At 34.4% G+C, this 15,167-nt stretch carries 20 protein-coding genes; 4 read left to right on the top strand and 16 right to left on the bottom strand.

The window, feature by feature from the left end; translation table 11 throughout:
• Positions 1-74: 74 nt before the first annotated feature.
• Both ACKI3H_RS06685 and ACKI3H_RS06680 read right to left on the bottom strand, forming a co-directional pair.
• Positions 75-275 carry a hypothetical protein gene (locus ACKI3H_RS06685; RefSeq protein WP_407371509.1) on the bottom strand — a complete coding sequence of 67 codons (201 nt, stop codon included), beginning with the start codon at positions 273-275 and terminating at the stop codon, positions 75-77.
• Positions 272-652: a hypothetical protein gene (locus ACKI3H_RS06680; protein WP_407371508.1), complete on the bottom strand. Its 381-nt coding sequence runs from the start codon at positions 650-652 to the stop codon at positions 272-274. Before ACKI3H_RS06680 ends, ACKI3H_RS06685 begins: the two co-directional genes overlap by 4 nt.
• A 163-nt stretch (positions 653-815) precedes the next feature.
• On the opposite strand from ACKI3H_RS06680, the gene ACKI3H_RS06675 reads away from it, so the two are divergent.
• From ACKI3H_RS06675 to ACKI3H_RS06665, 3 genes are read left to right on the top strand one after another with little or no spacing between them, the layout of a single operon-like run.
• On the top strand, positions 816-995 hold the full coding sequence (locus tag ACKI3H_RS06675) for a hypothetical protein (protein WP_407371507.1): 180 nt from the start codon (positions 816-818) through the stop codon (positions 993-995).
• 35 nt (positions 996-1,030) lie between these two features.
• Positions 1,031-1,192, top strand: coding sequence for a hypothetical protein (locus tag ACKI3H_RS06670; RefSeq protein WP_407371506.1), 162 nt, complete (start codon positions 1,031-1,033; stop codon positions 1,190-1,192).
• Positions 1,193-1,228: 36 nt separating this feature from the next.
• Complete coding sequence (locus ACKI3H_RS06665; RefSeq protein WP_407371505.1) at positions 1,229-1,786, top strand: hypothetical protein; 558 nt, start codon at positions 1,229-1,231, stop codon at positions 1,784-1,786.
• Positions 1,787-2,062: 276 nt separating this feature from the next.
• On the opposite strand, the gene ACKI3H_RS06660 is transcribed toward ACKI3H_RS06665, so the two are convergent.
• The 3 genes from ACKI3H_RS06660 to ACKI3H_RS06650 form a co-directional block, all read right to left on the bottom strand.
• On the bottom strand, positions 2,063-2,839 hold the full coding sequence (locus tag ACKI3H_RS06660; protein ID WP_407371504.1) for a helix-turn-helix transcriptional regulator: 777 nt from the start codon (positions 2,837-2,839) through the stop codon (positions 2,063-2,065).
• Positions 2,840-2,914: 75 nt separating this feature from the next.
• On the bottom strand, positions 2,915-3,508 hold the full coding sequence (locus ACKI3H_RS06655; protein ID WP_407371503.1) for a recombinase family protein: 594 nt from the start codon (positions 3,506-3,508) through the stop codon (positions 2,915-2,917).
• 301 nt (positions 3,509-3,809) lie between these two features.
• Complete coding sequence (locus tag ACKI3H_RS06650; RefSeq protein ID WP_407371502.1) at positions 3,810-4,094, bottom strand: hypothetical protein; 285 nt, start codon at positions 4,092-4,094, stop codon at positions 3,810-3,812.
• 405 nt (positions 4,095-4,499) lie between these two features.
• Here ACKI3H_RS06650 and ACKI3H_RS06645 point away from each other — a divergent pair, with 405 nt between their 5' ends.
• Positions 4,500-4,769 carry a hypothetical protein gene (locus ACKI3H_RS06645; RefSeq protein WP_407371501.1) on the top strand — a complete coding sequence of 90 codons (270 nt, stop codon included), beginning with the start codon at positions 4,500-4,502 and terminating at the stop codon, positions 4,767-4,769.
• On the opposite strand, the gene ACKI3H_RS06640 is transcribed toward ACKI3H_RS06645, so the two are convergent.
• The 11 genes from ACKI3H_RS06640 to ACKI3H_RS06590 all read right to left on the bottom strand — a co-directional run.
• Positions 4,766-6,529, bottom strand: a complete 1,764-nt coding sequence (locus tag ACKI3H_RS06640) for a hypothetical protein (RefSeq protein ID WP_407371500.1) — start codon at positions 6,527-6,529, stop codon at positions 4,766-4,768. The two genes, ACKI3H_RS06645 and ACKI3H_RS06640, sit on opposite strands and share 4 nt — an antisense overlap.
• Positions 6,522-7,259 carry a hypothetical protein gene (locus ACKI3H_RS06635; protein ID WP_407371499.1) on the bottom strand — a complete coding sequence of 246 codons (738 nt, stop codon included), beginning with the start codon at positions 7,257-7,259 and terminating at the stop codon, positions 6,522-6,524. The genes ACKI3H_RS06640 and ACKI3H_RS06635 overlap by 8 nt, the downstream gene beginning before the upstream one ends.
• Positions 7,256-8,461, bottom strand: coding sequence for a baseplate J/gp47 family protein (locus ACKI3H_RS06630; protein WP_407371498.1), 1,206 nt, complete (start codon positions 8,459-8,461; stop codon positions 7,256-7,258). The genes ACKI3H_RS06635 and ACKI3H_RS06630 overlap by 4 nt, the downstream gene beginning before the upstream one ends.
• Positions 8,451-8,915, bottom strand: a complete 465-nt coding sequence (locus ACKI3H_RS06625; protein WP_407371497.1) for a phage GP46 family protein — start codon at positions 8,913-8,915, stop codon at positions 8,451-8,453. The genes ACKI3H_RS06630 and ACKI3H_RS06625 overlap by 11 nt, the downstream gene beginning before the upstream one ends.
• Positions 8,916-9,377: a hypothetical protein gene (locus tag ACKI3H_RS06620; RefSeq protein WP_407371496.1), complete on the bottom strand. Its 462-nt coding sequence runs from the start codon at positions 9,375-9,377 to the stop codon at positions 8,916-8,918.
• Positions 9,377-9,856, bottom strand: a complete 480-nt coding sequence (locus ACKI3H_RS06615; protein WP_407371495.1) for a hypothetical protein — start codon at positions 9,854-9,856, stop codon at positions 9,377-9,379. The genes ACKI3H_RS06620 and ACKI3H_RS06615 overlap by 1 nt, the downstream gene beginning before the upstream one ends.
• Position 9,857: 1 nt before the next feature.
• Positions 9,858-11,159: a hypothetical protein gene (locus ACKI3H_RS06610; RefSeq protein WP_407371494.1), complete on the bottom strand. Its 1,302-nt coding sequence runs from the start codon at positions 11,157-11,159 to the stop codon at positions 9,858-9,860.
• Positions 11,152-12,405 carry a DNA circularization N-terminal domain-containing protein gene (locus ACKI3H_RS06605; RefSeq protein WP_407371493.1) on the bottom strand — a complete coding sequence of 418 codons (1,254 nt, stop codon included), beginning with the start codon at positions 12,403-12,405 and terminating at the stop codon, positions 11,152-11,154. Before ACKI3H_RS06605 ends, ACKI3H_RS06610 begins: the two co-directional genes overlap by 8 nt.
• Positions 12,406-12,484: 79 nt before the next feature.
• Positions 12,485-14,461 (bottom strand): phage tail tape measure protein, encoded by a 1,977-nt coding sequence (locus ACKI3H_RS06600; RefSeq protein WP_407371492.1) that lies wholly within the window; start codon positions 14,459-14,461, stop codon positions 12,485-12,487.
• Between the two features lie 112 nt (positions 14,462-14,573).
• Positions 14,574-14,729, bottom strand: coding sequence for a hypothetical protein (locus ACKI3H_RS06595; RefSeq protein ID WP_407371491.1), 156 nt, complete (start codon positions 14,727-14,729; stop codon positions 14,574-14,576).
• Between the two features lie 62 nt (positions 14,730-14,791).
• The coding region (locus ACKI3H_RS06590) for a hypothetical protein (RefSeq protein ID WP_407371490.1) at positions 14,792-15,167 on the bottom strand (376 nt) is incomplete at its 5' end.

The following is a 15,167-nucleotide window of genomic DNA, read 5'->3' as shown; positions in this document are numbered from 1 at the left end:
CAAACATCGCTCGCTGTCATCTCCGACATGAAGCACCTCCTAAAAAATTGCGTAAATACGCATTTTTTCCGATTTTATTTCTTCAAGGATTTAATCATCCTCAAACCTTCATTAATCTGTTGTTCGCTTATCCCCTGCCTTCTGGCAAGTTGCACAGCTTCATCAATCTGATCCTGGGAAAGTGTTCTGAATCTATCCTGTACAGTACCAATAGGCATATTTTCAGGAGCAATTCTTTCGGTTCCCCTATTATTCATCATTTGCGCAACATTCATTTTTCACGTCCCTTTTGGTCACTTTCCGACACTTTTTGTCCCTGAATAAACTGAGACAGCATCGACTCCATACCAGCAAGCCTTTTATTCAAAGATTCAATTTCCTGCTGATTATTCTCAGCAATAACATTTGAATCAGCTGGAAGCGGAATTTCTTCATATCGAAAACGCTTCAAAGTCTGCATTCCATGAGCATCAATATCTTTCCAATAAAACTCTTGTTTATTATTATCAAAAAGCAAACCAACCTTTCCCGCCGGAATTTGAAAATCCTTAACAGCCTGAAAGCCAGAAAGACTTTCATAAATTACATTAGGATTTCCCATATTCATTCCAAACTGAGGAAGCGGAAAATTAAAATTATTAATACCAGGCATAAATGAATTATTCATAATTCAAATATATGCCCAGATAAATTTTTAATTTGGTAAAAAAATAATAAAAAAATTAACTTTTTCTTGATTTACTATTGACAATTCAAGTGAGAAGGTATATATTATAAACATAAGGCAGGAACGACAGCCTGCAAGGAGTAAAATTATGAAAATGAATATCACAGCAAAAGACAGAGAAATAGCACAGAACATTGTTGAAATGTACGAAAACAAAAAACTTGAAAAAGCAATTGCCAGAAGAACAAAAGAAACAAGAATTAAGGAACTGGAAGCTCAAGGACTTTCACACGATATAGCTTATGCTATGGCAAGTGCAGGACTTTAATAAATCCGAGGCCTACGGGCCTCAAGGAGCAAATTATGTTACACATTTCTGAAATTAAAAATAATCCAGCCGTTTTTGAACAGGCTAAAAAACTTAACCTGCTTAATAAAAAGTGGTTTGTTTTTAATTCATTTTCTGATGAATTAATTGGTGCTTTCGACAGCTTCGATGAAGCTATGAATGCAAACCTTCAATAAATAAAAAGGCCTTCGGGCCTTAAGGAGAAAAACAATATGAAAACTGAACTAACACAAGAAATAACTTTAGAATTCTGTAATTATTTAAAAAATAGTAAAGTTTACATAGGAACATATAAAGAAATAGAAAAATATATAAATAAAGATTGTGAATACACACTATATAATTTTACAAGAGAAAAAGAACCTGCTCCAAAAATATGTAAAAACATAGAAAAAGAATCTTATAATATTTATATACATAACAGTCAAAATATTTGGAACAAAAATCAAAAAAAAAGAAGAACAGATATATTTCTAGAAATTCCAAATTTTTGCAAATGCAACTTTGAAATAAAAATTACTAAATCAGACTTAATAAACTCTAAATATGGTAAAAATTTAAATAATCAATTTAATTTCATAATTTGTACACCAGATATTTATTATTATGTTAATCAATTATTAACAACAGATAAATATAAGGATGTTGGAATCATTGTTAGAGAATCAAAAAATAAATTTAAAATACTATCATTTCCTCTCGAAAGGTCCTATGACGAACATTTTAATAACTATAAAATAAAAGATAATTATTTATGGTTTGAATCTTAAATCACCCTAACCATCTTCTCCCTCATTGCGTGCAGTTCCTTGGTAATCACACCAGGACACACGCAGAGGGAATCCGCAATAAAACCGCAGTCTTTCCCCTGAACATAATACAAATCAAAAATCTGCAGCTGGCGATCAGAAAAAAGGACTTTACTTTTAAGCTCTTCAATTTTACTTTTATCAGCAAACTTAAAATAAGAATTAATTAATTTTACCTTATCGAATTTCACGCTTTAATTATATAAAAAAAATCCCGCAAAACCGCGGGATTACATCTTAATTTTCTGGGAACAGTGATGGGAATAATTCAGGAAGCCTTTCCTCCAGGGAATACAAAGAAATAAGCTCCGCTTTAGTCCTGCATCCGTTCCTGAGCATTGCAGCTTCAATATAATCAGTTTTAGTATTCTTAGAAACACCTTCAACTTCCTTGATCATCTTACCTTCAGCAAGCTGAGAAACAACAGCCCTTTCGCCTTCAGTAAGCTCCAAACGCTTCATATTTACCCTTAAATCTTCACGTAGAGAGGCTTTTATATCGTTTTCGATAGTTTTCTCAACCAAACCTCTCAAAGCCTCTCCAGCACGTTCTACGGCCTCTTTTTGAATCTTATTTTTCACATGCTCAGTAGAAACATAAAAAACAACACAAAAAGCAAAATGCGCCAACAGATGCCAAACAGATTTTGAATGCCGGAAGCAAACAAAAAATATTTCTAACGCATACACAATAATCAATGGATATTTCCATTTTGGAAACCACCAATAAAGACCAACAATAATAAACCAGCCCGTTAAATTAATAAAAGTAATATCCTGGACTCCACCAAAACAATAAAGCATATACAAAACAGGAATACAACGCCGCCCAGAAAAGAAAACAACAATAATATAAAACAGAAAAAAAACAGAATAAAAAAGCGGAACAATAAGATCAGAATCAAAATAAAAATACCCCATGCATAAGCACAGGATAATATTCAAAAGACAACTTCCCCACTGAAGAGAATCTGAACTAAAATTTTTTAATCGTAATTTAAAATAATTAAACATAATTTTCTCCGATAAATATATAATAATACGCATTTTTTAATACTTCAAATATATTCATTTCCAGTCAAAAAACAATCAAACATACAAATGCTTTAAAAAAATAAAATAGTTAAGAGTATTCCAAGATACACCTAATTCTTTAGCTAATGACAATTTAGATCTTCCAGCTTTTAAACTTCGCTTAATATAAGCAGCTTTACCAGATAACTTATATTTCCTTGGCTTTTGATTCTTTTTACGTCCAATTTGCTTGCCTTCATTGCGAGCTCGTTCAAGGCCAGCTTTAGTTCTATCTGAAATTAATTGTCTTTCTATTTCTGCAGATAAACCAAAAGCAAACGCTAAAACTTTAGATTGAATATTATCCCCAAGTTCATAACCTTCTTTTATTGCAACGACTTTTACTCCTTTATCCAACAAAACCTGAAGAACATCCATAATCATCATTAAACTTCTCCCAAGTCTTGACAATTCAGTTACAATTAAAACATCATCTTTATTTAATTGAGATATTAAAATTCCTAACTTTCGTTTTGATGGATTTTTCGTTCCACTAATAGTTTCAGCAATAAATTTTATCCTTTTATGCTTCATATAATTTTTAATCACCATTTTCTGATTTTCTACTGTTTGTTTATCTGTACTTACTCGTACATATCCATATATCATAATTAATCTCCTTTATATATTTTATCATATCGTTTTAAGCGAACGGTTATATTGAGCAATGGGAAAAGGTAACGCTATCCGCTACTACCGAAAGACAAAATAACTTTAGAATTTCTTTTTCAACAGTACACGGTGTTTTTACTAAAGTTCAAAACAACGATGCAGATACAGGCTGGAATTTAAATTTCTTTGTAAGAATACATATTGTTACAAATACATATTTTAAATCTCAATCTTTGCGACAGGCTAATAGTTCAGTAGCTGCTGATGATTCCCCATTTTTATATCAAGCTATAGGCTATTAATAACCGATAATTGAGAAATCAATATGTGACGAAGAAGATTGTGAGCCAATATCAATATACGTAGTTTCTTTTTTTGCAATATATAATGTATAGGATATTGACTCAAAAGAAATTAAACTTGCAAAATAATTTTTATCAGATAGTGTAATCCAAAATTGAGTAGTCGATGTATTTTTAGTTCTATTTAAAAAATATTGTTCAATCAAACCGTTCGGTTTATTGGAACGGTTATATTGAACAATGGTTGAAAGCGGAAGCAGACAGCGGCTCGGGTAAAGCAATTATTCTTCCTATTTCGTACACAAGTAAAGACAGCTACGTGACAAACGTTGATAGATTTTTTCTTAGCGGCATTGGTTCCATGAAAGCAACTAAAACAGCGGATAGCTTAAGCTACGCCTGGGATACTCGTATTGTAATTGTTTCTGGAATTATTGCCATGGGCTATTAATAACCTCTTATTGTAAGCGATGAACCTCTAGCTGTGGACATTTTAGTGTTCCATAATTTTACATCTATTTTATTTACATTTTTAGAAGTTATATAGAATGCAGTATTTCTGTCTGATACTTGAGCTTCTACTAATGGCCTTCCTAGAATGTGATATTCGATCGTTGCGAAACTTATAGGAAAATTAAAAGATGTAGTATCTTCTGTCCAGCTAGATGTTGAATAGTTTAAAAAAATTGATTGTTCAATTAAACCGTTCATTTATTTGGAACGGTTTAATTGAACAATATGGGAAAACTTTATCAACATCAACTGCCAGTACGCTTTATAATTTCTTAGTATCTTTTACGTCAGCTGATACTTGGGTAGGTACATCACAAAATACAAAGAATAGTAATGCTGCCGTTTCTGTAAAAATATATAAAGCAAATGACGGCGCTCATTTTTATGCTATTTCTCCTAATTATAATAACGAAGAAGTATCGTGGATTGCTAAGGGCTATTAATATCCCCTTGCATAATAATAAGCTGGCGAATTATGACCTCTTGCAATAAATTGCGTTGTATTCAATGTATTTTGTGTTGTAATTCCTATATCTCCGGCAACAACTCCTGTATTTACATCACCCCATGTTCGATTAAGTATTAAATAAGGTTTTTGTGTATATTGAACTGCGAAGTTGTGTGTCCATGAGTTAGCACTTGTTCCAACATTTGTATCGTATCCCCATTGCTCAATATAACCGTTCGCTTTAACTGAATAACCGCCGTTTGCGTCGCTCCAGTTCTCTACCTCTGGGTTTCCCATGATTACCCAGTCTGTACCGTCATACAATAATTCAAGAGTTGTTAGAGGCTGCCATGCTTCTGTGGTTCTTGTTCCTGTTGTTGCAGCTCCACGCCAGAAACCGCTATGTGTTGGTGGTGCGATTTTACTGCCGGCTTTGACTACCTTGATTGCTTTTGCTCCCGTGCTGTTTACGTTAAGTGTTGGGTTAGCTGCAGAGTTTCCGTTTGTAAATAAAACCTTAACGGTTACGCCTGTATACAAAGTGAAGCCAGAAATTGCTACTGTCTTTGCCTGTGTTCCTACAGCTGTAGAACATACGCCTCCGCCATTGCCCCAGTAAGCTACCTGTGTAGGTGTTATGCCTGCTGGCTTCAAAGCTCCGCTGGCGTTTGTTGTGACAATGTTGTTATCTGTGGTTCCAAGAGCTGTACCTACTGTTGGTACGTTTCCTGCTGCTGATCCTGCTGTTTTGCTGGCAGCACTTCCTACAGTTGTTCCACTAGGTTTAAGTGCTCCGTTTGCGTCGGTTACAACAATATTCTTATCGGTAGTTCCAAGTGCTGTACCAACTAGAGGAACGTTACCAGCTGCACTTCCTGCTGTCTTTCCGGCAGCAGAGCCTAGTGCTGTACCACTTGGTTTAAGTTTTCCATCTGTGTCTGTAACTACGATGTTGTTATTTGTAGTTCCGAGGGCTGTACCAACTAGAGGAACGTTACCAGCTGCACTTCCTGCAGTCTTTCCGGCAGCAGAGCCTAGTGTTGTTCCACTTGGCTTGAGTTTTCCGGCTGTGTCGGTTACTAAAATGTTATTATTTGTTGTTCCAAGCGCAGTGCCTACAAGTGGTACGTTACCAACAGCACTACCTGCAGTTTTGCCAGCTGCACTTCCAAGAGCAGTACCACTTGGTTTAAGCTTTCCATCTGTATCTGTTACAACAATATTATTATTAGTAGTACCAAGAGCTGTTCCAACTAATGGTACATTTCCTGCTGCACTTCCTGCAGTCTTTCCTGCTGCAGTTCCAAGTCCATCAGTAACAACTTTAATTGCAGAATTTAATTTACCAAGATTTACCGCATCTCCATCATTGATTGCATCAGCAACAGCAATATTACCATTAGCATCACGACAAGCAATCTGACCAGCAGTTGCACTACTTGTAGCTCCATGTACACCATCAGCTAATCCACGCTTATTGACATGATCAGTAACCTTATCATCAGTATATTTAGCAATAGCATTAGCAAACTGCGAATTTTTCTGTGTATCAGGATTGCCACTAATACCAGTTCTATTACCATAAGCTTTCTCATACATAGCAATATGAGCAGCATTAATATCATTCATAAATTCAGCAAGTAATGGTGTTCCATCATAAGATTCTGAAGTAGATGTATTAATAGCCTTTCCTTCAGGATAATTAGAATCGCTCTTATCAACGTAATCCGAATAATTTTCATTAAGTTTAAGCATTTTTTCTACCTCTCATTTTTGTTTGATCATAATTTTCTATGTAATCAATAAAGATTAATGCACCCATGTGCACTGGTTTTACTTTTAAAATCAAATATTCTACAAATGCCTTCCATTTGGCATCTAAATATAGCTTTTGACAATAAATAATTTCTTTTCTTGAGTTATACACAACATTTTTAGCAACAAAAAAATAATTTTCCCAAAAAGATGTATCAACAGGAATATCATATAATTGATCAGAATCATTACGAATAACAGTTGGAGTAAATTCAGAATCACCATCTTTATACCCACAATTCAATTTTTTATTGCCGCAAACAGCCTGCTTCTGACCACACATACAGCCAAAAACAGCATTAGCATCACGAGGATTCTTAATAGGATTATTTTCAAATAATCGAATATCAATGGATATATTTTGTAATAATTTCTCAAGATATTTTAAACTTTGACCGCCAGAGTTAGCTTGCCATAAAGATGTTAAAATTCCTCTACGCGTATCACCATATTGTTCATCAGCAAATAAAACTGAAAACTGCTTTTCCCATTCATCCATGGCTCGTGTAGATTCAGGAAATAAATCCATATATACAAGCTCAGTTTCTTTTTTCACATCGTCAGGCAAAACAGCTAAACCTTTAAAAAAACTTTTAAGTTTGGAATCCTGAGTTAAATCAAAAGCTTTAGCACGAGGCAAAAGAATTTTTATTGCATTAAAAAAACTCATACTTTAACCCCATTTATATAAATATCTTTTAATTCAGATAATTCACCTCGACCTAATACATAACTAGATACAACAACTCCATCCTTTTTAATTTGCACGCTATCAAAATGACCACTAACACCCTCAGCAATATCATTACATATACCACTTACATTAATACTGGAAATACGATCATATCTATCATTATCAACACTAAGGCCGCGAACAAAAGGCTCTCGTTGCTTAAAATATGCACTAACATTACTTTTAACAGATGCAGAGAATGCAGCATATTCATCCATTGAATAACCTGTTATATACACATCAAACTTCTTAATACTACATGGACGAATATTACTATAAGTTTCATTATTAGCTGGATCCAAAATAGCACCAATAGGCTTCCTTCCTTCTCCAGTTTCAGGATTATAAGTACAAGCTTTCCCAACCTGAATTAACATTTCACTAGTTGGTATTCTACTATCTGTATTAGCAACAACATAAATTAAAACACCTGCTGCAGTGTTATCATCTTTATATATATAAGTTTGCAATACACCAGGTACATCAGAAGCCCATTTTCTATAATCATTAAGAGCACCACCTTGAGGCTGTACTCTCCATCTTGATTCAACTCTAGCTCTATAACTTGCTTCATCTTCAGGATCTACAGCATTTAAACTAACTTCAACACACTCCGCCTGTCGATTTATATTATTATAAGGCGAGACAGAATCCAGCATATCACCAACAACAAGATTACCTATAACCCCACTTTCAGCACATCTTACAGAAACAATATTATATTCATCTCTAAGCAATATAGTTTCAGTCGTATAATATATTTCACCTGTTGAACGAGATACAAATTGCGTACCCTGATTAAGATAAGTATTAATAGCAGAAGCTTTAACCTTAATTTTCCCTTCAAATTGTGTTGCACTTCCAGGTTCTCCAATACCTACAAGCTGTCCCCATAACACAAGCGGCCTGATTTTTCTACCTAACACTTCAATTTCATCAAAACTTGCAGTTGCAACAAACATCTGCAGAAACATCCAAGCTTGCTGCCGATATAAACTAATATATATACCAGATAAAACCTTAGCCAAAACCCGAACAAAGGCTTTAGGCAATAAACGAAATTTAGTATTTAATTCTGCTTCCAAACCATTAATTATTAATGAATTTACATCTTCAATAGTTTTATTTTCAAATGCCATCTTTCATTGCTCCCCACTGCATACTATAGTTACCAGCTTCTATTACTTCACCAAATTTTGCTATTACTATTTTTAAATTAATATCTTTTCTACCAACAACTTGAATTTCAGCTTCAATTGAATCCGCAATACCATCATCAATCATCCACTGTAAATCCTGTTTAACTTTATGCTCAGCTAACTTAACATTCTTAGTAATTAAGGGTACAGAAGTAATAAATGCTTGGAATCTGGAAACCAATTTTTCATTTTCAGAAATATTCTGAATTTTATTCCCCCACCAAGTATTATTATTAACAACTTCTCCAGTATCATCTTTATCACCACCAAACAAAGACAAATAAACTGCAGAATTAAAACCCTTATCCATAGTAATTAAACCATTAATAATTGATATTTCAGCCCCATCCTGAGCATCAAATAACAAAACGTCACCACCAAATTCTTCTACCATCTACACCGCCTTTGCTACATTCTGCCCTGCATCCTTGAACCATACTTTACATTTATCTGTAACTGTGGCTCCAGAAGATACATTAGTGCCTATAACAGTTAAGTCACCAATAGATCCATTACCCATATAAGCAGCCACAGTTGCAGCTGTTATATTTAAATCAGCTAAACAAAATTTCTGTTTCAATGATGTGTTTTTTTTAGAACTTCCACTGATTACACCTGCAGCAGAAACAAAAGTAACTGCAGAACCATCAATAATTGAAGTTTTAATAACTCCAGTTGCAGCTGTTACAGTTATTGTGACAGACAAAACAGCTTTTTTATTCTTAATTTTAACTGAATTAGTTTTAACAACTGAAAAACACGCAGCAGATAATCCAGTCAAATCAACATTCTGCATTACAGAATCAGCACAACCCAACTTATAATCTTCATTAACAATATAGTAACTATCAGCCATCAACTAACCTCCAAATTACCATTATTGAAATTAATAGATTTAGCTTTTAATTCAACAGTATTATTTCCTGCATCAATTTTTACATTTGCATTAATCTTAACTTCTACATCTTTCGCAGCTTCAATAATTAATTTTCCATTGGTTTTAATTGAAATATCATCATCCGCTTCTACTTCAATTTTTCCATCTTTTTTTAAATGTATCTTAGCAACTAAATCACCATCACTAGTTCTCGAATATATTAATTTTTCGCCTGGCTCAGCACCTTGAGAATAAACTAATGTACCAACAACACATGCATTACCAGTTCCCTCAATATCAACTAATACAACTCTATCTTCAGGTAAAGGTGGAGCATCATCACCACTAGAAGAGAACTGATCACAATATTTGTTTTCACCATAATGAGCTTCAACAGTCTGTATTACTTCGTTATCATCACCATTTTCAATCTGTATAACTCTTGCTAACAAACCCATACTACACCTCATCCCATGGCAGAACACTTGGCAACGATCCATTAATAGAATCTGGAAGCATTAATTTAAAAGTAGTTTGAACTCCTTCAGTATCAGATCTTTTTATTTCTAATTCTTTAACCTGAAATTTTGTTTCTCTATAAATCATTGCGCTAGGAGCATATACAGAAATACTCATGCCTTTTGTGAAAATATCTCCATCTTTATCTGTACAACCATATACAGTTAATTCATAAGAACAACAATTAACATACATCTGGCCAGCTTTAGCTTTAACTGCACTTTCGAGTCCATTCTTATCAACATCTTCACATACAAAACTTATAGGCCTAAAAACACCATTTTTAATTAAGAATTTATTTTCATAAGTAAATTGTGCAGCATTATTTTTTTTATCAGTTTTAGTAAAGCCAGTTAAATGACTATACATTTCCTGCTGTCTAAAAGTTACTTTACAAGATATAAAAGGAAGCTCCCCTTCTCTAAAAACTGCACGAGTACTTTCTTCAGGAACCTTCCAGAAAAATAAATCTCCATTACTATTATTGGTAAAGACAAAACGTCTTTGTTCAGCAAGTTTTTTCAAAAAATCAAGAATTTTTGTTCCAATAGTGTATTCAACTTTTTCAATAGCCTCTCCTGAATCTTCGCTGAAACTCACTTTAACACCAAAAGGCTGACATATATCTTCCGCAATCTGCTGTAGAGTCATACCATTATAACTAGGAGGATATTTACTAACTGGAATATCACAATCATTTAAAGTTCCACATAATGGATAACCCTGAATATTAATTGTTTTAGAATCTGGAGTTACTTCAGGAGCAGATGCTAATAATCTACCCATAAATAATAATTTTCTATTAAAATAAACAGCACATTCACGGAATGTAAAAGGAGCTAAAGCAATTTTTGCTTGTATATCTGCATCATCCCATGGGGCCACAAAAGAAAATACATCTAATGAATCCATAGACATCTTTACTGTATAACCAGTAAATCCACCAAACAATTTTCCATTAATGAAAATAGAAAAATCATCTTCCGCAGCATCTTCAGGACGTATAGATTTAGAAATTAATTCTGGAGCTTTAGTTACCACAGAAGCAGCAACATCATTTTCCATTGGAATAATTAAAATATCCCCAGGATATATCAATGGAACACCATCAACACTTTTTTTTCTTCCAGTTAATTGAGGATTTGCAGTTAATATTTTAGGCCAGTTCTGTGATGTTCCATATTCTTTAGTAGAAATTTTAGATAAGGAATCACCAGATAAAACAGTATAAGTTCTAGACATAGTAAGCAACCTCTCTACCCATAGGAATTACTTCTATATCACTATAAGTTAAATTGTTATCAATAATAAATTCATCAATCCGAGTAATATCTCCATATAACTCATACAACAATTCTATAATTTGTCTATCACGACCTAATAATATTGTTTTACGACTTGGCAATGAAAATGAATTATTAACAATTAAAGAAACGCTAGAAGATACAAGATCACGCATAGAAGCAAAACCTTCGCCAGTTTCAATGAAATAATCCTGACTGATATTTTTTTCTTCGTAATCAACAACCTGATCATATATATCTAGTAATTTATTTGCGACTTCTATAGCTTCATTTCTACTTTTAAAATTATTTTTTCCGGCATCAACCGCAACACCTGCAGCACATCCAACAACAAGAGACTCTAACACTAACCGAGTACATACCCATTGATTCTTAGCATTTTCAATACCAAAAGGATTATTTGCATATTCATTAACAATAGTATTAATTACTTCAGCATATCCATCAATTTTAGCCATAGTATTAATACTAGTTTGAGCAGGTAAACGCATTAAAGCTACCGTATGCAAAGCAACATCTTCTGTTGCATTCATAAAATTATCAAGGCTGGACCATAATTCAGATTCAATAATAATAAATTTATTATTTATTTCTTTTTCAACTTTTGCGATCGTACTCAAAGTTTTAGTAGCAATTGATAAAGTTTTCTTATATAAATTCTCAACCCAAATCGCACCTTTAATAGTCGAATTGGCAATATCTTTACAAAATTCTAATACAGATTTTTTTCTAAACTTTTCGGCAGCATTATTAATTGCATCAATTGATGTTACTTCACTATTAATAACAGAAGCTTCTATAATTGTTTCAGAAAAAGTTACGGTAATTCCCGATACCCCAATACCACCAACAACATCATCACTTCTGCCAATAGTACCAGTTGGAACAACTTTAAAAGTTCCATATACAGGATGCTGTAATTCACCATACCCTCTTTCTTTTAAGCCTTCCTCAAAAGAATCTGCATCATTACGACAATTTACTCCATAATAATAACAGGTAAAACTGAAACGTCGTCCACCAACTCCAAGAGGTACAACTAATGCACCATCTCTTTCAGGAAAAGTAAAAGTTGCAGTTTTAAGATCAGTTTCACTTGTTAATTTAGAATCGTATTGAAATGTAAATTTTTTACCACTTGGAGCAGTATATACAGCTTCAATTACATCAGTATCCCATGCCATAATTTAAGTATCATTCAACCGATATAAAATTGCTATTTACCAAATAAAAAAAACTGGCTAAAAAAGCCAGTCTAAAAAATTACCAAGCACCAGAATTAACAAGATTCAAAGAGGTTTTAGGAGCGGAACCGCTTACAGTTCCATTTAATCCTTTCTCCAGCGCAACATCAATCTTCACATGATCTTCATTAATTGTTTCGCTCATACTATAAGCTGTTCGCTCACCTTGAGTAACAGGAAGTGTAACTGGCTGCTTGCCAAAAGAATTCTGTCTTATACTGCTAATAGTATCTAATCCACCCTGAGCTTTTTCACCAATAAAAGGTATTTTAACCATTAACTCTAAAACCTTCTGAATAGGGGCCAATATAGCAGAAAGAATAGTTGCTCCTATTGTTCTAATACCAGCAACAAAACCTCCATCAGTAAAAGCTTCTTTAATTCCATTAAGATTATTTTTGAATTCGATAATCATATTTATAAGAATTCCCAAAGGTCCAAGTAACAAAGTTAACAAAGGCTGAAAATCTATAAAAAAGTTTTTTACTTTTTCAAAAGCTCCAAGCAATCCATCCCATATAATACTACCTATCTTCTGCAACCACTCCCAGGCAACACTCATAGCAGCAGAAACACTATCCCAATGCTTAATAAGTTCATAAACTCCAAGACCAAGAGCCGCAACAGCTGTAACAATCAATCCAATTGGATTAGCATTCATAACAACATTCAACGCTGCCTGAGCCGCAGTCATTCCTTGAGTAGCCGCCATCATTGTCTGTACAGCAGTAACAAACCCCATAACCTTTTCTACCACTAAAGCCGCAATTAAAGCACCTTTATAAACTCCCCAAGCAATAACAAGCGCACCAATAACATCTTTCATGTTCCACAATAACTGGAACACATTACCAATGCCCTCAATAATTCCTGGTAAAGCCTGCATAATATTAGTAAGCAAATTAGCAAAAGGAGTAACATCGAAATTCTGAACATAAGCAATAAGACCAGCAAGAGCCTCTTTTGCACCACCAACTTCAAAAGCCTTAGCCAAAGAAAGCTGTTTATCCTGATAAGCCGATTTTAATTGCTCAATCATTCCACTAAATGACTGCATCTGAGCACCAGCCATAGTTTCTGCAGCACCAGCTGAATTATAAAGCTCATTCGTAAACCGTTGAAGCTCATCCGTTCCGGCACTCATAAGAACTTGGAACGAACCAATAGCACGCGAACCAAAAATATCAGAAAGCAACTTAGCCTTCCGCTCATCAGCAACACCATCAAGCTGAGTTTCAAACTGCTTCATAATATCAATAAACGGCAACATTTTACCTTCAGAATCAAAAACGGAGATTCCAAGTTCGCTTAAAGCTTCAGCACCAGCCTTAGCAGGAGCAGAAAGCCTAAGCATAATATTTCTCAATGCCGTTCCAGCTTCACCACCCTTAATACCCGCATTTGCAAGAGTACCAATAGCAGCAGAGAATGTCTCAATATCTCCACCCAAAGCAGTAAACTGAGGCGCACCACTCTTAACAGCTTCAAACCATGCAGTCATGTCAGTATTAGCCATATTAGTAGTACGGGCCACAACATCCGCAATTCTATTCATATTAGCACTAATCTCATTCTGATCCTCAGAAACAAGATTAAAAGCACCCATAGCATCAGTAGCCATATCAACAGCAGAAGTCAAATCCAAACCAACAGCAGCCGCAAGATTAGTAGTACCCATCAACATTCCCATAGCCTGACCAGAAGTTAATCCGGCCATTGCCATTTTATCAAGCGCACCAGCCGCATCCGTAGCACTAAACTTAGTTACCGCACCAACCTCACGGGCCGCCTTCTGCATAACTTCAAGAGTATCATTATAACCAGCAGAAGTAACATCCAAATCCTTAAACTTACTTCCAGCCTTAGTTACAGCATCTTCAAATTCAACATAAGTCTTAACAGAATCAACAACAGTTTTTCCGGCAAGAGCAACACCAGCACCAGCAGCAACACCAGCCATAGTTTTCATGGCACGTCCAGCCGCCTGAATTTGCATTTCTGTTTTTCTCATATCTTTACTAAATTGTTTAGCAAAACCAGTAGAACTAACAGAAATATTTTTCATTGGAACTGTAAAATTATCAATCATTTTGAAAACAGTAGAAATTTCATACTTTCCGGCCATTTTTCTTTCCTTCCTTTGCCTGCTGCTGAATCTTAATAAGACCAGGGATTAACGCATCATAAAAAAAATGTACCTGAATCATAGTCAAATCATCTGGCATAATCGGTAAATGATAATCCATATATATCTGACGTATCATAACAGGTACACCTTCAATAGCTTTTACTTTTTTTTCAACTCCATTATCTGCGATGCGAACAGTTAGGAAGCTAAAAAAAGCATACACACCGCATTAAAGAATTTCCAATCAGGAATTTCCATTTTAGTGAATACGCCAATATCTAAACCGCACAAAGCACTCATTGCGCCTTGAGTACGTTTAATGTTCTGAGTCTCTTTAAAGCCATCCAAGCCAGAGAAAAGCTTAGCGTTTGGACGAGGAATAGTAATTTTCTTTCCAGCTAATCCCTCAACAGATTTTTCACTCAAAGTATATTCAATATTTTCCCCATCAATTACAGCTACACCTTTCTGAATAGCCTTAACGATTTTGTTTTTATGTGGCAAAAATGACTTATAATCTTCTTCTGTCATTTCAGATTCATCACAATCTAAATCAACAGTTTCACACCAATTT

Origin of the sequence: Carnobacterium sp. (assembly GCF_045617425.1) — a bacterium.
Taxonomy (GTDB): Bacteria; Bacillota; Bacilli; order Lactobacillales; family Carnobacteriaceae; genus Carnobacterium_B.
The sequence above is the reverse complement of the archived record's forward strand: the minus strand, read 5'-3'. Positions and strand labels throughout refer to the sequence as shown.